We start from the raw sequence: 16,702 nt of genomic DNA, 5'->3' as shown, positions 1-16,702 counted from the left end.
GTCCGTGTGCACGCACACGTGGTGTCCGTGTGCACGCACACGTGGTGTCCGTGTGCACGCACACGTGGTGTCCGTGTGCACGCACACGTGGTGTCCGTGTGCACGCACACGTGGTGTCCGTGACGAGGTACCGGCGTGTGGGGTTCAGCGACCCCAGGCGGTGCGCTGCGAGGAACCCAGGCGCGAGGTCCGCACCGGCTTCGAGGTCGAACCTCGCGCGGTCAACGGCGACCACAACCACGTCCACGTCCACCCGCTGGTCCACCACCCGCCGAAGGTCGCCCTGTCCACACTCGCCGGCTCACCGAAGGGCCTCTGGGCGCGGATGCTTGGCAAGGAATACGGCGCTCACGTCCGCCGGTGCCTGTGGGGCGGGCATTCGTGGTCCGGTTCCTCCTTCGCCGCAAGCGTGGGCGGCGCACCGCTTACGGTCCTTGAGCAGTACATCGAACAGCGGAAACGACCCGTGTGAGCCGGCCTGCTCACGGGCACGGAAGGCCAGGGCACGCTCGCGCCCTGGCGGGCACTCCCGGGTGGGCCTTCACTCCCGGCGTGAACGCCGGAGCACTGGCCCACAGTTCGGTAGAAGTCGACCATTCCGATGTCCTCGGGCTTCGGGTCGATCGTCCACGCGAAGCAGGAAGCGGTTCCGCAGTTGGTGGCGCGGGTCTTGGTCTTGTTGATGATCACCCCGTTCCCCGGGAGGAAGGAGTCGACCCCGATCTGCTGCACGGTTTCGATGGTGAAGTGGGTGTAGTCGCTGTTTCCGGCGCAGTTCAATCCCCCGGTGGACGGGTTGCACGAGGGGGTCCGGTCCACCGGTGCCTTTCCGTCGAGCTTGACGCGGACGCCGAGCAGCTCGTCCGCCAGAGGTCCGACTGCCCGGGCCCGCACCTTGGCGACGACGAGACCCGACGAGGCCAGCCCCTCACGGCTGAGGTCGACGATGTCGTTCTGGGAGATCAGGCCAAGCTCCAGCTTGTTCCGCACGTTGTGGTGCGGCCCGACCGTGGATCCGCCCTGGGCGGGTACCTTCCATCGGGTGTGCATACCGGTGGGACCATTCCATGATCCTTGGCTCATCATGTCCCACTGTCCGGTGAACGTCCGCTGAGTGGGCACCGCGAAGGCGCCGTTGTAGTTGTCACCGATACCGAGGATGTGGCTGAACTCGTGCGCGTAGCCGGCCGTACCCGACGACTCGGCCATGTTGGCCGAACCGCCCCCCGCGCTGGCCCAGGTGAACGAACCGGCCGCCCATGAGGTCCACGGGATGTAGCGGGTCTTCATCTCCCGGCCCGCGGCGTGAAGATCTCCGGCAGCGTCATCCTCGGCGATCGGGATCTGATGTCCCTGTCATCCAGGCAGATACGGGACGTTCGCGGCCGCGACATCGCCATGATCTTCCAGGATCCGATGACCTCCCTCAATCCGGTGGTCACCGTGGGCAGGCAGCTCACCGAGGTGATCGTCCGACACGACGGGAAGTCGGCAGGCGAGGCCAGGAAGGGGGCGGAGACGCTCCTGCGTCGCGTCGGGATCCCGGACCCCGTGCGCCGTCTCGGCGAGTACCCGCACCAACTGTCGGGTGGCATGCGGCAGCGGGTGATGATCGCCATCGCGATCGCCTGCCGACCCCGGCTGATCATCGCCGACGAACCCACGACGGCTCTCGATGTGACCATCCAGGCACAGATCCTTGACCTGCTGCGGGAGCTGGTCACTGAGAGCGGATGCGGACTGATCATGATCACACATGACCTGGGTGTCGTCGCGGGGCTCTGCGACTCGGTCCACGTCATGTACTCCGGCCGGATCGTCGAATCAGCGTCCGCGAAGGAGCTCTTCGCACGCCCCTCGCACCCGTACACCGACGGTCTGCTGCGATCGATTCCACGGATCGACGACGAGCAGGTCGCCTCCCTGCACACGATCCGGGGTTCGGTACGCGATGTCGTCGCCTGGGATCGCGGCTGTGCCTTCCAGCCACGATGTGACCAGGCGGTGGACGCGTGCCTGGACGCTCCCCCGGAGGTGGTGGATCTCGGCGTCACACCGCCCCACCACGTCCGCTGCCCGTGGCCCGTGAGTGCGTCAACGTCCTCTGAAGGTGTCGTCCGGCAGAAAGGCGGCGTCCTGTGAGCATGCTCGAGGTGCGGGACCTCAGGGTCCACTTCCCGATCAAGGCCGGCACGCTCTTCCAGCGGAACCATGGTTCGGTGAAGGCCGTGGACGGTGTCGACCTGGACGTGGCGGCCGGGACCACGTTCGGCCTGGTGGGTGAGTCCGGCTGCGGCAAGTCGACCCTCGGGCGCGCGATCATGCGGCTGACCGAGCCGACCAGTGGCTCGATCACCCTGGGCGGCCAGGACCTCCTCGCGCTGAACGAGCGGAAGCTGCGGCCGCTGCGCCGGGACTTCCAGATGGTGTTCCAGGACCCGATGGCAAGTCTTGATCCGAGGCAGAGCGTGGAGTCCCTGCTCACCGAGCCGCTGCGCGCCCACAAGATCCCCGGTGGTCCTCAGGGGCACGCCAGGCGGGTCCGCGAACTGCTCGACGTCGTTGGTCTGCCGGCGTCGGTGGTGAACCGCTACCCGCACGAGTTCTCCGGAGGGCAGCGTCAGCGTGTCGGAATCGCCCGCGCTCTGGCGCTGAACCCGAAGCTGATCATCGCCGACGAGCCGGTGTCCGCGCTCGACGTCTCCATCCAGGCTCAGGTGATCAACCTCCTCAAGGAACTGCAGGAGCGGTTCTCCCTGACCTACGTCGTCATCGCGCACGACCTCGCGGTGGTCAGGCACATCAGCCAGACCGTAGCGGTCATGTACCTGGGCGTGATCATCGAGCAGGCCTCATCCGGGGCTCTCTACAAGGAGCCGATGCATCCGTACACCAAGGCGCTCATGAGCGCGGTGCCGGTACCTGACCCGGCCATCGAGGAGAGCCGCAGCCGGATCTTGTTGCACGGTGACCTGCCGTCACCGGTCAACCCGCCCACGGGGTGCCGGTTCCACACCCGCTGCCCGTGGCGACAGGCCACTCGATGCGACGACGAGCGACCGGCGTTACGCGAACTCTCCACCGGCCACAGGGTTGCCTGTCACTACGCGGAGGACATCAAGGCCGGCCGGATACAGGCGCACGTGGTTGCGCGGGAGACAGGGACTCCGGACGATGGTGTGACCACGCCATCGCCCGAGTCCACCGAAGCGTAGATCGCCGAGGATCGGCGGACCAGGAGGCGTCCAGGTGCACGGTGATGACAGGTGCGGGGTCGTTCATCTCTGCCGTGGCGGAGTCAGCATTGTGATCGACGCCACCGGGCCCGGACTGCCCGTGGTACGCCATTGGGGTGTCGAGCTGGCCGACGCCGACGCGCAGCGCGTGGGGCGCGGACTCGGTGAGCCGTTGCCGGTCAACTCGCCGGACCCGCCGGTTCCGGTGTCGATGTCGCCGGAGGCCAGTGCAGGTTACATGGGCCGTCCCGGCCTGCGGGGTCACCGGGCCGGGAAGTCCTGGTCCTCGTCCTTCACGTTGACCGGTGTCGACGTATCCAACGCTCTGGCGACGTTCACGGCGCTTGATCACCGCGCCGAGCTCGAGCTCGTGACCGAGGTCGAGTTGACGTCGTCGGCGCTGGCACGGGTGCGCCATCGGCTGACAAATCGTGGTTCCACGCCATACGTGCTGGACGGACTCGAGGTCGCCCTCCCGGTGCCGCCACATGCCGACGAAGTGTTGGACTTCACCGGTCGTTGGGCCCGTGAACGTCATCCGCAGCGTCGCCCGTTCGATCACGGGGCGTGGGTTCGGGAGAACCGGCGCGGACGCACCGGCCACGATGCGACGATCGGCCTGATCGCGGGCACCCGCGGATTTGGATTCACAGGCGGTGAGGTCTGGGCGATCCACGTCGCGTGGAGCGGCAATCACGTCACGTACTCCCAGCGACTGCCAGAGAGCCAGCCGATCCTCGGTGGTGGCGAACTCCTGTTGGGCGGCGAGGTGATCCTGGCCGAAGATGAGACGTACAGCTCGCCATGGATCTACGCCGCGTACAGCGACCAGGGCCTCAACGGCATGAGCGCGGCATTCCATCGCTGGTTGCGGGCACGTCCACATCACCCTGGGCCGGAGCGGCCGCGGCCGGTCGTCCTCAACACGTGGGAGGCCGTCTACTTCGATCACGATCATGACCGGCTGCGTGGACTCGCCGAGGTCGCAGCCGGCATCGGCGTGGAGAGGTTCGTGCTTGACGACGGCTGGTTCGCCGGGCGCCGGAACAGCAGCGCCGGGCTGGGTGACTGGCATGTCGATCCGGACGTCTGGCCGGACGGCCTGGGTCCGCTGGTCGACTATGTCGACGAGCTGGGCATGGAGTTCGGTCTGTGGGTGGAACCCGAGATGATCAACCCCGATTCCGACCTGTTCCGAGCGCATCCGGAATGGGTTCTCGGACCTGCCCAGGGAGTCCTGCCTGTTACCGGTCGCCGTCAGCAGGTCCTCAATCTGGCGCACCCAGCGGCCTACCGGTACATCTTGGACCGGCTTGACCAGCTCCTGGGGGAGTACAACATCGCCTATCTCAAATGGGACCACAACCGCGACCTCATCGATGCCGGTCATGAGGGTCATGCGTCGGTGCACGGTCAGACGCTCGCGGTGTACCGCCTGCTCGACGAGTTGCGCCGTAAGCATCCCCGGGTGGAGATGGAGAGCTGTTCGTCCGGTGGAGCCAGGATCGACCTGCAGATCCTGGAGTACACGGAGCGGGTGTGGGCCAGCGACTGCAACGACGCCCTGGAGCGTCAGGCGATTCAGCGCTGGACGGGGCTGTTCCTCCCCCCGGAACTAGTCGGTGCCCATGTCGGCCCGCCACGGTCGCACACCACGTCGCGCACCCACGACCTGTCCTTCCGGATGGCCACTGCGATCTTCGGTCACCTCGGCCTGGAGTGGGATCTCTTGACAGCGACCGATGACGAACGACAGCAACTACGCCAGGCGATCGCCCTGTACCGGGAGATCCGGTCGTTGCTCCACACGGGCACCGTCGTACGTGGCGACCACCCGGATCCGTCGGCCTGGGTGCACGGGGTCGTCTCGGAGGATCGCTCGACTGCGGTGTTCGCATACGTGCAGCTCACGACGTCGGTCGACGCCGTACCGGCACCCTGGCGCATGCCCGGCCTCGATCCTCACCGCTCGTACCGGGTCACGGTTCTCGAAAAAGCCGGACGGCCCGCCACCACGGGCCGAGTCGCCCCGGCCTGGTTCTCATCGGGCGAGATCGAAGCGGGCGGCCGCGTGCTGGGCGCGATCGGGCTGACACCCCCGATATTGGCGCCCGAGCAGGCCCTTGTGGTGCGCCTGGACTCCGTCGGCGGGTTCCCGCACTAGCGCGGGGCCAGGCTGTCTGGCCCCGAAGCGGAGGTCAGGCCAGGCGCGGCGGTGATTCCACGCCGTCGCCGGCCGTTGTCGCAGGTAACCAACGTGACATTTTACATTTCACTAGCTAACATGACTGTCAGGACGATAGAGCGGAGGGCGTCCTGCGGCGGATCAGTGTGGCAGTCCTGCCGGGATGAAACCTGTCGAGTACGACGAGAATGGCCGCAGCTCGATGCACTACGGCATGTTTACGCAGCAATAATATTTTATATTGTACATAAAACAGTGTAATGGTACAGACGGGAGACGATTGTGGACAGGCGCAAGCCTTGGCATGGTGTCCTGGTGGCGACGCCGGCCCCGTTCCGTAACGATCTGTCGGTCGATCTCGATCGCTACGCCGAGCACGTCCGATGGTTGGCCGACAACGGCTGCCATGGCGTATGCCCAAACGGGTCCCTGGGCGAATACCAGGTCCTGACGGACGATGAGCGCGCAGCGCTGGTGCGTGTCGCCGTCGAGGCCTCGCCGGAGGGATTCACCGTGATGCCCGGAGTGGGCGCCTACGGTGCACGCGAGGCTCGTGCGTGGGCCGAACAGGCGGCCGAGGCCGGTGCCCAGGTTGTGATGGCGCTGCCGCCCAACGCGTACCGAGGTGACGACCGTGCCGTCATCGAGCACTACCGCGAGGTCGCGAAGGCCGGCCTTCCCGTCTCGGCGTACAACAATCCACTCGACACCAAGATCGACCTACGTCCCGAGCTCCTCGCCGAGCTTTACAACGAGGGCCTCATCGTCAGCGTCAAGGAATTCACCGGTGACGCCCGGCGCGCGTACCAGATCGCCGAGCTGGCACCTGGCCTGGACGTCCTGATCGGCACCGACGACTCTGTGATCGAGGTGGGGCTGGCCGGCGCGAAGGGCTGGGTGGCGGGCTATCCGAGTGCTTTCCCCCAGGCGTGCGTCCGGCTCTTCGAGGCGACCGTCGCTCACGATCTCGACACGGCCCTGCCTCTCTACCGGGAGCTCCATGCGCTGCTGCGCTGGGATTTCCATACGGAGTTCGTCCAGGCGATCAAGTTTTCCATGGATCTGGTGGGCCGTTACGGGGGTCCGTGCCGTCCGCCTCGGCAGCCGTTGCTGCCGAGAGATCAGGAGACGATCCGGGAGCTGACCGCTCAGGTCGCGGCCAAGTACGCCTGAGCCGGAAGGTTCGAGACGCCATCCAGGCGTGTGTTCCATCTACGGGGCGTTACCCCGGAGGGATGCCGAGGCGTGTCCGGGGTCGGCGCTCTCACCCGGCGCGACGGTGTCCGACGCCGGTGGCCGAGTCGTGCCGAGAGATTCCCTTCCCGAGGCCTTTAGAGTTCTGGGAAGAGCCGATTGACACGGGTTGGACCCGCGGCGGCGATCGCGCTCAGGAACCGACTAGCGAAAGATACGAGAGATGGCCGACTCCTCGAAGTTGAGTCTTCCGACCTTGGCACGGCGGACGAGCGTGCGGGAGAAAGTCACTGACGCTCTGCGCGGCGCGATCGTCTCGGGTGAGATGAAGCCCGGGGAGCTCTACTCGGCACCTGACCTGGCCGAGCGGTTCGGCATCTCGGCAACACCGGTCCGCGAAGCGATGCTTGACCTCGTCAAGCAAGGTCTCGTCCGCCCGGTGCGCAACAGGGGTTTCCAGGTGACGGAAGTCTCCGATGCCGACCTCGACCAGATCACTCGAATCAGGGAACTGCTCGAGCCGGCGGCCGCTTTCGAGGCCAGCGCACACGTCGCTCCTGACGTTCTCGAGGCTCTGCGCTCTCTTGCCAGAGAGATCGTCGCCGCGGCCGCCGAGGGCGACCTCATCAGGTACGTCAGCGCCGACCATGAGTTCCACATCCGTCTGCTCAGCGCCGGCGGCAACCACCGTCTTGTCCATATCGTCGATGATCTGCGATCACAGACGCGTCTCTACGGTCTGTCTGGTCTCGTGGAGGCGGGTCAGCTCACACGCAGTGCGCTGGAGCACGTTCAGATGTGCGACCTCATCCAGGCAGGAAAGGCCGGCGCCTTGGAAGACCTCATGCGGCTCCACATCGGTCGCGTCCGCCGTGAGTGGGCGGGCCGCTAAAGCGATCAGGGAATGGCCCCGGACTCCGCGACCGCCACGCTCATCCCGCTCGGGGACATGCTCGTCGGTGGATCTCGCCTGTCCCTCTTGGACGGACGCTCGGATGGACAGATCGCCGTGCTCATCCCGGGCGATGGACAAAATGTCCAGCCCCGGCCTGCGGGTCGTCCGCGAAGCGGCAGCATGCGGAGACGTGAACGACAACGACCTTCTCAACGACCGCAGGTTTGTCATGGTCAGCTCGACGGCGAGCGTGGTGGACCCGGACAGCCCCACCGAGTTCACCTACCGGGAGTCCGGCGGGATCATCTGGGGCGACTACACCGGCGACACCGTGGTCCACGGGCGCTTCGTCGGCACCAGGGACGGCGACCGGCTGGAAATCACCTACGTGCACCTGCTCAAGACCGGAGAGCGCGCCGGCGGGCAGGGCGGCAGCCGCATCGAGACCCTCCCCGACGGCCGGTTGCACCTTGTTGAGGAGTTCCAGTTCGCCGGGGACGACACGGTGCACGTGAGCGTGTGCGCCGAGGTGGCCTGACGGAGATTCTCCGGTTGTGATCGTTAGCCGGGAGGCGCGCGGTCCGGGACGGACCCGGCCGTGCGCCTCCCGGCAGACGATCTTCGGCAGGAGGGCCGCCGTACCGGACGGTTCAGGCGTCCCGCTGGAGCTGGGCGCGGCCCTCGGCCGCGCCCACGAAACGCATCATGCCCAGCGGCACCTCTCCCCCGGAACCCTCGGGCCCGTCAGGTCCCCAGTGCCTCCCTGCGCCTGCAGGACCCCCGGCCGGTCCGGCGGGGTCGGGGGCGGGGGCCGGGCGGCGGGCGGAGCGGCCGGGGCCCCGGTCGCCCGGCAGGACGTAGGGCCGCCTGAGTACCTCGTCCAGGATGAAGACGGTCTCGGTGGCCTTGACCGCCGGGATACTGGCCAGCCGCTCGGTCACCATCGCGTGCACGGCCGCGACGTCGGCCATCCGGACCTGGATCATCGCGTCGTGCTGACCCGTCGTGATCGCGCAGTACTCCACCTCGGGCATCGACGCGAGCTGGGCGCGGAACTGGCGCCACATCTGCTGCCGGACGGTCACGAAGATCAGCGCGGTGATGCCGAGGCCGGCGCGGACGTGGTCGATCTCGGCCGTGAACCGCTTGATGGCGCCGTCGGCGCGCAGCGCCTCGAACCGGGTGTAGGCATTGGCCCGCGAGATGCCGACGCGCTCGGCGAGGGCCGCCACGGAGATCCTGCCGTTCTCGCGCAGCACCTCAAGGATCTTCAGGTGTGTCGCGTCGAGCTCCAGGCCGATGCCGATCCGTCCAGGTTGACCACCGTCGCGAGTCGAGTTCCTTGACATTTCGGTCATGGCAATACCCCCAAGGTCAGATTTGTCTCAGCCTAGCCCCATGAGCTGGACTTTCTGCCGGACAATCCTCGACCAACGTTGATTAAACGTCCACATTGACCATTTTCGGAGGACACAAAATGGCGATCCGTTACCGGCGCCCCGGCGCGAAGGCAGCCCTGCTGCCGGTGCTGCTCACCGGCGCCCTCGCCCTTGCCGCCTGCTCCAGCGGCGGTTCGTCCACGGCGCCCCAGAGCGGCACCGCCGCCAAGACGCTCGTGATCGACACCTCCTTCGACCTCAAGACGGCCGACCCGGGACGGACCTACGAGCCGACCGGTCTGCTCGTGGGCAAGGCGATCTACGAGACCCTGCTCACGTTCGAGGGTTCCGACGTCACCAAGCCGGTGCCGGCCCTCGCCGAGTCGTACGAACTTTCCGCCGACGGCAAGGTGATGACGCTCAAGCTCCGCCAGGGTGCCACGTTCGCCGACGGCTCGCCGGTCACCGCCGACGACGTGGTCTTCTCGCTGAACCGCGTGCGCGACATGAAGGGCACGCCGTCCTTCCTGCTCGACGGCGTGGAGGTCGCCAAGACCGACGAGACGACGGTCACGCTGACGTCGGAGACGTCCAACCCCGCGCTGCCGTACATCCTGCCCAACCCCGCGTTGGGCGTCCTCAACTCCAAGGTGGCCAAGGAGCACGGCGCCACCGCCGACACCGGGGACAAGGCCGAGCAGTACCTCAACTCCACCTCGGCGGGCTCGGGGCCGTACACGATCGAGTCGTTCAACGTCAGCAGCCAGGTCGTGCTCAAGGCCAACGCGGAGTACTGGGGCGCGGCCAAGCCGGTCTACGACAAGGTCGTGATCCGCAACGTCGAGGCCGCGACGCAGAAGCTCAACATCTCGCGCGGCGACAGCCAGGTCGCGCTGAACCTCTCCGGTGACCAGGTCGCCGGGATCGCGGGCGGCCTGCAGGTCAAGAAGACCGCCTCGGCCAACGTGATCTTCCTGCTGAACAACCAGAACCCCTCGGTCAGCAAGGTCACCTCCAACCCCAAGTTCGTCGAGGCCGTGCGGAAGGGCGTCGACTACCAGGGCCTGCTGGAGCTGGCCGGTGAGGGCTCGGTGCAGGCTCCGGGCGTCATCCCCACGATGATCCTCGGCGCGCTCCCGGCCGACCAGGCCGCCCAGCGCGACGTCGAGGGCGCCAAGGCCGCGCTGAAGGAGAGCGGGATCAGCGACCCGAAGGTGACGCTGGAGTACCCCAGCGAGCTGACGGTCAGCGGCCTGTCCTTCCAGCCGCTCGCCGAGCGGATCCAGGCCAACCTCAAGGAGGTCGGCATCACCGTGGACCTGGCTCCCGCGCCGGTCACCACGGCCCTGGACAACTACCGCAACGGCAAGGAGGAGATGGGCCTGTGGTACTGGGGACCCGACTTCCCGGACCCCAGCAGCTACCTCAACTTCCTGCCCGGCAAGCTCGTCGGCCTGCGCTCCGGCTGGGAGGCCGGGTCCGACAAGGAGCTGGAGGCCTCCGGTGACAAGGCCGCGACCGCGATCGGTGACGACGCCCGCAAGGAGATCTACACCAGCCTCCAGACCAGGCTGAACGAGGTCGGGCCGTTCGTCCCGCTCATCCAGCCCGGCCAGAACATCGTGACGGCCGCGTCCGTCACCGGCCTGGAGTTCCACCCGGTCTGGACCGTCGATGTCGCCGACCTCAAGTAACGAGGACCCGAGAGGGAGTACGGCCCGGCGGAAGCCGGGCCGTACCGGCCATACCGGCCGGAGCCCGCTGGTCCGTTTCCTGGTCCGCCGGGTGCTCACGGCGCTCCTGCTGGCCGTGGGCATCACCCTGGTCACCTTCGTCCTGACCAACCTGGTCCCCGGCGACCCCGTCTCGGCCAACCTCGGCCAGCGGGCCCTCGGCGACCCGGCGATCGTCGCGCAGTGGCGGGCCGAGCACGGCCTGGACAAGCCGCTCCCCCAGCAGTACCTGCTGCATCTTCAGGGAGTGGTCCAGGGCGACCTCGGGACGAGCCAGCAGAGCCACCGTCCGGTCCTCGACGACCTGGCAGAGGCCGTGCCGGCCACGCTGGAACTGGCCGGTGTGGCGATCCTGATCTCCCTCGTGACGGGGGTGGCGTTCGGCGTGATCGCGGCGCTGCGCCGGGACCGGCTCTCCGACCACCTGCTCCGGGTCCTCAGCCTGGTCGGCATCTCCGTGCCGACGTTCTGGCTGGCGCTGACGGCGTTCTACGTCTTCTTCTACCGGTTGCAGATCACTCCGGGCAGCGGTCGCCTCGACCCGAGCATGAGCGCGCCCCCGCAGGTCACCGGCCTGTACACGGTCGACTCCGCGCTGGCGGGACAGTGGGACGTGTTCGCCTCGGCCCTCGGCCACCTGCTCACCCCCGCGCTGGTGCTGGCCCTGTACACGATCGGCCTGCTCACCCGGTTCACCCGGTCGGCGGTGCTGGAGGTGCTGGGCCAGGACTACGTGCGCGCCGCGCGGGCGAAGGGCCTGCCGCCCCGGGTGATCCTGTTCCGCTACGTGCTGCGCTCGGCCTTGGTCCCGGTCATCACGGTGGCGGGGCTGGCCTTCGGCAGCCTGCTGTCCGGCACCGTGCTCGTCGAGGCGATCTTCGCCTGGCCGGGCATCGGGCAGTACGCCTACAAGAGCGCGACCACCCTCGACCTGCCCGCCGTGATGGGTGTCGGCCTGGTGGTGGGCGGCGTCTACCTCGTCATCAACCTGATCGTCGACGTGCTGTACGGCGTCATCGACCCCAGAGTGAGACTGTCGTGAAAATCCCCCAAGCGTGGCGGCAGCCGCTGGCGATCGTCGGCGGGGTGATCGCGCTCGCCTGGATCGTGATCGCGCTGGCGGCCCCGCTGCTGGCACCGCACGATCCGCTCGCCCAGGATCTGCCCCGGCTGGCCCCGCCGGGTCCGGGCCACTGGTTCGGCACCGACCAGCTCGGCCGCGACGTCCTGAGCCGGGTGATGTACGGTGCGCGGCTGTCGATCCCGCTGACGCTGCTACTGGTCGTGCTCTCGGTGCTGGTCGGCGGCCTGCTCGGTGCCTGCGCCGGATATTTCGGTAAATGGGTTGGTGAGACGATCATGCGGTTCGCCGACCTCGTGTTCGCCTTCCCCACCGTGATCCTGGCCATGGTCGTGGCCGCCGCGCTCGGTGCGAGCCTCACCAACGCCGTGCTCGCCGTACTCGTCGTCGCCTGGCCCGCCTACGCCCGCGTCACCCGCGGCCTGGTGCTGGGCGTGCGCGAGCGGGAGTTCGTGGTGAGCGGGCGGCTGCTCGGCTTCTCCGCCTGGCGTTCGCTCCGGGTGGACGTGCTGCCGAACATCACCGGGCCGATCCTGGTGCTCGCGACCCTCGACATCGGTACCGCGCTGCTGCTGCTGTCGGGCCTGTCGTTCCTCGGGCTCGGCGCGAAGCCGCCGTCTCCGGAGTGGGGGGCGATGGTCGCCTCCGGCGTGGAGGTGTTCGACAGCTGGTGGGTGGCGGCCTTCCCCGGCCTGGCCATCCTGACGGTCGTGCTGGCCTTCAACTTCCTGGGCGACACGCTGCGCGACGCCCTCGACCCGCGGACGGCCCGCGCCATCAAGGAGCGTGCACTGTGACCCTCCTCGCCATCTCCGGCCTGAAGGTCTCCATCGGAGGCAAGGAGATCCTGCGCGGCGTCGACCTCGACCTGCGGGCCGGCCGCGTGCACGGCCTGGCCGGCGAGAGCGGCTCGGGCAAGACGATGACCGGCCTGGCCGTGCTCGGGCTGCTCCCGCACGGCGCCCGCACCGGCGGCCGGATCACCCTGGGAGAGCGCGACCTGCTCACCCTGCCGCCCAAGGAGCTCAACGCGGTACGCGGCGGCGAGGTCGCCATGGTCTTCCAGGACCCGGCGACCAGCCTGCACCCGATGCTCACGGTCGGCCGCCAGCTCACCGAGCACATGCGTCACCACCTGGGCCTGGACCGGAAGCAGGCGCGGGCCAGGGCCGTCGAACTGCTGGGCCAGGTACGCATCCCCGGCCCCGGGGAGGCGATCGACCGCTACCCGCACCAGTTCTCCGGGGGCATGCGTCAGCGCGTCGCGATCGCGATCGCGCTGGCCTGCTCGCCGAAGGTCCTCATCGCCGATGAGCCCACGACCGCGCTCGACGTGACCGTCCAAGCCGGAGTCCTGCGGCTGCTGCGCGGCCTCTGCGACGACCTGGGCCTGGCTGTCCTGCTCGTCACCCATGACCTCGGCGTGATGTCGGCGGTCGCCGACGAGGTGAGCGTGATGAAGGAGGGTCTGGTCGTGGAGACGGGCCCGCGCGGGCAGGTGCTGCGCGACCCGCGCCACCCCTACACCCGCGCCCTGCTGGAGTCGCTGCCCGGGGAGGTCTCATGACACTGCTGACCGTGGACGATCTCGTCGTCGAGCATCGCACGCCCGGCCGCCCGCTGGTGCGTGCCGTGGCCGGAGCCAGCCTGACCGTCGCGGCAGGCGAGGTCGTCGGTCTCGTCGGCGAGTCCGGGTGCGGGAAGTCGACGCTGGCCCGCGCGGTGTGCGGGCTCAACCCGGCCGCGTCCGGGACGATCACCTTCGACGGGCACCCGGTGACCCCGCTCGGCCTGCGCCGCAGGGACCGGTCCCTGGCCGGGATCCAGATGGTCTTCCAGGATCCCTACGCCTCGCTGAACCCGCGGCGCCGGGTGGGCGCGCAGATCGCCGACGGGTTGCGGGCGGCGGGCGACACCGTGACCACCCCCGCCGACCTGCTGGAGCGGGTCGGGCTGCCCCGCGACTTCGCCGGCCGTCACCCGCACGAGTTCTCCGGCGGGCAGCGGCAGCGGATCGCGATCGCCCGGGCGCTCGCCGCCCGGCCGGCCCTGCTGATCGGCGACGAGCCCATCTCCGCGCTCGACGCCTCGGCCCAGGCGCAGGTGGCCAGGCTGATGCGGGACCTGGCGGTCTCCTCGGGTGCCGGCCTGCTGTTCATCAGCCACGACCTGTCGGTGGTGCGGCTGATCGCCGACCGGATCGCGGTGATGTATCTCGGGAAGATCGTGGAGGTGGGCCGTACCGCCGAGGTGTGGGCCGATCCCCGTCATCCGTACACCCGGGCTCTGCTGGGCGCGATCCCGGCCCCCGACGGTGCCGGGGTGTTGCCGGCGGAGCTGTCCGGAGACGTGCCCGACCCGGCCGACCCGCCGTCCGGCTGCCGGTTCCATCCGCGCTGCCCGGTGGCGATGGACGTCTGCCGGGAGCGCGAGCCCGCGTCCGGCCCGGTCGCGTGCTGGCTGCACGGGCCTGCATGATCGACGAGGTGCGGCGACGGATGGCCGAGGAGGGGATCGACGCCCTGGTGCTGCGCCCCTCCCCCGACTTCCGCTACCTCGGTGGCGTGGGAGACGGCTATCTCGTCGTGACCGCCGACGGGCCGCCCGCCTCGGCGGCCGGCCCGCTGGAGGCGGCGGCACTCGTCCCCGACTCCGCCCGGCGGATCGGGGTGGACCCCGAGATGCGGGCCGGGGAGCTGTTCTCGCTGCGGGTGGAGGCCGAGCTCGTGCTGGCGTCGGCCGTGCTCGCCCCGCTCCGGCTGAACCGGGGGCCCGCGGAGGTCGCGGCGGCCGGACGCGCGGCCTCGGCGGCGGACGCGGTCCTGCTCCTGGTCCCGGAGCTGGCGTGGTTCGGCACCACCGAACGCGCGATGGCCCGGCGGCTGCGGGCCGTGATGGTCGAGACGGGGTGTGAGGAGGTGCTGTCGGTGCTGGTCGCGGCCGGCGAGCACAGCTCCGTCCCCCGGCACGTGCCGTGCGAGCGCGTGATCAATCCGGGCGACGCGCTCCTGGTCTCGGTGTGCGGGAGGTGGGGAGACCACTGCTCGGAGGTCGCCCGCGTCTTCGCGGTGGCTGAACCGCCCGAGGACTTCGAGGCGATGTACTCGGTCGTCCTCGCCGCGCAGCGCGCCGCCCTCGACGCGCTGCGGCCCGGGGCGGCGGCGGCGGCGGCCGGGCGGGCCGCCCTGGAGGTGATCGAGTGCAGCGGTTACGGCCCCTACGCCGCGGAGCGGCCGGGGCGGGGGGTCGGGCTCGGCCCCGAGGAGGGCCCGTGGCTCGTCCCCGGTGACCCGACCGTGCTCGCTGCCGGCATGACGGTGTGCGTCGAACCGGCGATCTACCTGCCCGAGCTGTTCGGCGCGCGGGTGGCCGACGTCGCGGTGTGCACCCCGGCCGGGGCGGAACGGCTCAGCGGAGGCTCGCAGACCCTCCAAGTCGTCGACCGCTGAAGGCCGGAGCGGAGGGGCTCAGGCCGGCGTACTCGAACCAGTCGAAGTCGGCCACGGCAGCGCTGGCGGTGCCGTTGGAGCTGGCGTACATGCCGACGTAGGCACCGGTGAAGCCGCCGGTCGCGGCCATGCAGAGGACGCGGCCGTCCACGACGTCGCCGAGCGGCCGCCACTCTCCCGCCTCGGCGGCACAGCGCATCCGGTACTCCTGGCCGTGCGCCTCCACCCCCAGGTACAGCCGGCCGGGGCGGGCCGGTTCCGCGGCGAGCACCTCCTCGACGCCGCCCTCCCTCCTGACCACCCGCACCTCGTCGCCGGCCGTGACGAGCAGGATGAGGTGGTCGTGGTTCTGGACGAGCGCCAGCCCGGCACACTGGCCGGGGCCGTCGGGGGTGAAGTCCACCACGGTGAAGGCCGCGAAGTCGCGGTGGCGCAGGCGGCGGGCGACGAAGCTCGGAGAGGCGAGGTCGGTGAGGCTCTCCGGGCGCAGGCGGAGCCTGAGGTGCCCCGGCCTGTCGGTCAGTGACCAGTACGGCTCCCGCGGCGTGCGCAGGTGGTTCCAGCAGTGCGCCAGCCGTACGGAGTCGAAGTGGTCACACGCGGGCTCGGCGGGCCAGCGGTGCTCGGGCAGGGCGGGGGGTGTGAGGGCGGGCGGCACCGCCGGCACGACCGGCCAGCCGTCCTCCCAGCGCACGGGGGCCAGGAACGTCTCCCTGCCCAGGTTGAGGGTGTAGCCGTCGTGGGGGCGCATGGCCAGGAGCACCATCCACCATTCGCCCGGCGGTGTCCGTACCAGGTCCGCGTGGCCGGTCCCGACGATGGGGTGGTCGCGCCCGAGGTGGCGGTGGGTGAGCACCGGGTTGCGCGGGTTTCCGGTGTACGGCCCGGCGATCCGGTCGGATCGCGCGACGACCACGGCGTGGTCGTGGGCGGTGCCGCCCTCCGCCGTCAGCAGGTAGTAGAGCCCGTCGACCTTGTAGAGGTGCGGGCCCTCGCTCCAGATCGCCCCCCGTAGCGCACCACCCCAGATGACGTGTTCCGGCCCTGTCAGCGCCATGGTCGCCAGGTCCAGCTCCCGCAGCCAGATCTCGGTCTGGCCCTCGTACTCCAGCGGCTTGGCGGGCCGCGTCCCGGTCACCCACACCCTGCCGTCGTCGTCGAAGAACAGGGAGGGGTCGAACCCCTCGGCTTCGGGGAGCCAGTGCGGATCGGACCAGGGACCGGCGGGGTCGGTGGCCGTGACGACGAAGTTCCCCTCGGTGACCTGGCCGTCCACCAGCGTTGTGATCATGTAGAACACGCCGTCGTGGTGGCGGATCGTGGGGGCGTAGATCCCGCCCGACGGTCTGATCCCGTCGAGCTCCAGCTGGGAGGGCCGGTCCAGCACGTGACCGAGCTGCCGCCAGTTGACCAGGTCCCTGCTGTGGAAGATCGGCACGCCGGGGAACCACTCGAAGGTCGAGGTCACCAGGTAGTAGTCATCGCCTACCCGGCAGACCGAGGGATCCGGGTAGGAGCCGGGCAGAATCGGATTGTTCATGGCAGCGACC

Annotated in this window: 14 protein-coding genes and 2 pseudogenes; 13 read left to right on the top strand and 3 right to left on the bottom strand. The window is 69.3% G+C overall.

Going from position 1 to position 16,702, the window contains the following annotated elements:
• Positions 1–4: 4 nt before the first annotated feature.
• Complete coding sequence (tnpA, locus tag ACIN94_RS28895) at positions 5–472, top strand: IS200/IS605 family transposase (RefSeq protein ID WP_400712739.1); 468 nt, start codon at positions 5–7, stop codon at positions 470–472.
• A 593-nt stretch (positions 473–1,065) separates the two neighbouring features.
• Here tnpA and ACIN94_RS28890 read toward each other — a convergent pair.
• Positions 1,066–1,209 (bottom strand): annotated as a pseudogene (locus ACIN94_RS28890) (immune inhibitor A domain-containing protein); the annotation flags it as partial.
• Positions 1,210–1,290: 81 nt separating this feature from the next.
• On the opposite strand from ACIN94_RS28890, the pseudogene ACIN94_RS28885 reads away from it, so the two are divergent.
• From ACIN94_RS28885 to ACIN94_RS28860, 6 genes and pseudogenes are all read left to right on the top strand, one after another.
• Positions 1,291–2,142: pseudogene (locus ACIN94_RS28885) on the top strand (ABC transporter ATP-binding protein); the annotation flags it as partial.
• On the top strand, positions 2,139–3,215 hold the full coding sequence (locus tag ACIN94_RS28880) for an ABC transporter ATP-binding protein (RefSeq protein WP_400712671.1): 1,077 nt from the start codon (positions 2,139–2,141) through the stop codon (positions 3,213–3,215). The pseudogene ACIN94_RS28885 and the gene ACIN94_RS28880, both read left to right, overlap by 4 nt.
• Before the next feature lie 91 nt (positions 3,216–3,306).
• Complete coding sequence (locus ACIN94_RS28875; RefSeq protein WP_400712668.1) at positions 3,307–5,400, top strand: alpha-galactosidase; 2,094 nt, start codon at positions 3,307–3,309, stop codon at positions 5,398–5,400.
• A 336-nt stretch (positions 5,401–5,736) separates the two neighbouring features.
• A complete protein-coding gene (locus ACIN94_RS28870; RefSeq protein WP_400712665.1) occupies positions 5,737–6,594 on the top strand; it encodes a dihydrodipicolinate synthase family protein in 858 nt (285 codons plus the stop codon).
• Between the two features lie 295 nt (positions 6,595–6,889).
• Complete coding sequence (locus ACIN94_RS28865; RefSeq protein ID WP_400712662.1) at positions 6,890–7,507, top strand: GntR family transcriptional regulator; 618 nt, start codon at positions 6,890–6,892, stop codon at positions 7,505–7,507.
• A gap of 193 nt (positions 7,508–7,700) precedes the next feature.
• Positions 7,701–8,048, top strand: coding sequence for a hypothetical protein (locus ACIN94_RS28860; RefSeq protein WP_400712659.1), 348 nt, complete (start codon positions 7,701–7,703; stop codon positions 8,046–8,048).
• Positions 8,049–8,160: 112 nt separating this feature from the next.
• Here ACIN94_RS28860 and ACIN94_RS28855 read toward each other — a convergent pair whose 3' ends face one another.
• A complete protein-coding gene (locus ACIN94_RS28855; RefSeq protein WP_400712656.1) occupies positions 8,161–8,868 on the bottom strand; it encodes an Lrp/AsnC family transcriptional regulator in 708 nt (235 codons plus the stop codon).
• 119 nt (positions 8,869–8,987) lie between these two features.
• Between ACIN94_RS28855 and ACIN94_RS28850 the strand changes: the two genes are divergently transcribed.
• Genes ACIN94_RS28850 through ACIN94_RS28825 form a run of 6 tightly spaced genes read left to right on the top strand, consistent with a single transcriptional unit; the run spans position 8,988 to position 15,152 of the window.
• Positions 8,988–10,583, top strand: coding sequence for an ABC transporter substrate-binding protein (locus ACIN94_RS28850; RefSeq protein ID WP_400712653.1), 1,596 nt, complete (start codon positions 8,988–8,990; stop codon positions 10,581–10,583).
• On the top strand, positions 10,564–11,664 hold the full coding sequence (locus ACIN94_RS28845; RefSeq protein ID WP_400712650.1) for an ABC transporter permease: 1,101 nt from the start codon (positions 10,564–10,566) through the stop codon (positions 11,662–11,664). Before ACIN94_RS28850 ends, ACIN94_RS28845 begins: the two co-directional genes overlap by 20 nt.
• Positions 11,661–12,500, top strand: coding sequence for an ABC transporter permease (locus ACIN94_RS28840; protein WP_400712647.1), 840 nt, complete (start codon positions 11,661–11,663; stop codon positions 12,498–12,500). The genes ACIN94_RS28845 and ACIN94_RS28840 overlap by 4 nt, the downstream gene beginning before the upstream one ends.
• Positions 12,497–13,270, top strand: coding sequence for an ABC transporter ATP-binding protein (locus ACIN94_RS28835; protein ID WP_400712644.1), 774 nt, complete (start codon positions 12,497–12,499; stop codon positions 13,268–13,270). The genes ACIN94_RS28840 and ACIN94_RS28835 overlap by 4 nt, the downstream gene beginning before the upstream one ends.
• Positions 13,267–14,181, top strand: coding sequence for an ABC transporter ATP-binding protein (locus ACIN94_RS28830; RefSeq protein WP_400712641.1), 915 nt, complete (start codon positions 13,267–13,269; stop codon positions 14,179–14,181). The genes ACIN94_RS28835 and ACIN94_RS28830 overlap by 4 nt, the downstream gene beginning before the upstream one ends.
• Before the next feature lie 8 nt (positions 14,182–14,189).
• Positions 14,190–15,152, top strand: coding sequence for a M24 family metallopeptidase (locus ACIN94_RS28825; protein WP_400712638.1), 963 nt, complete (start codon positions 14,190–14,192; stop codon positions 15,150–15,152).
• Here ACIN94_RS28825 and ACIN94_RS28820 read toward each other — a convergent pair.
• Positions 15,112–16,692 carry a glycoside hydrolase family 43 protein gene (locus ACIN94_RS28820; RefSeq protein WP_400712635.1) on the bottom strand — a complete coding sequence of 527 codons (1,581 nt, stop codon included), beginning with the start codon at positions 16,690–16,692 and terminating at the stop codon, positions 15,112–15,114. The genes ACIN94_RS28825 and ACIN94_RS28820 overlap by 41 nt on opposite strands.
• Between the last annotated feature and the right edge of the window lie 10 nt (positions 16,693–16,702).

Origin of the sequence: Streptosporangium sp. NPDC087985, assembly GCF_044741965.1 — a bacterium.
Taxonomy (GTDB): Bacteria; Actinomycetota; Actinomycetes; order Streptosporangiales; family Streptosporangiaceae; genus Streptosporangium.
This window is presented reverse-complemented; position numbering and strand designations above follow the sequence as displayed.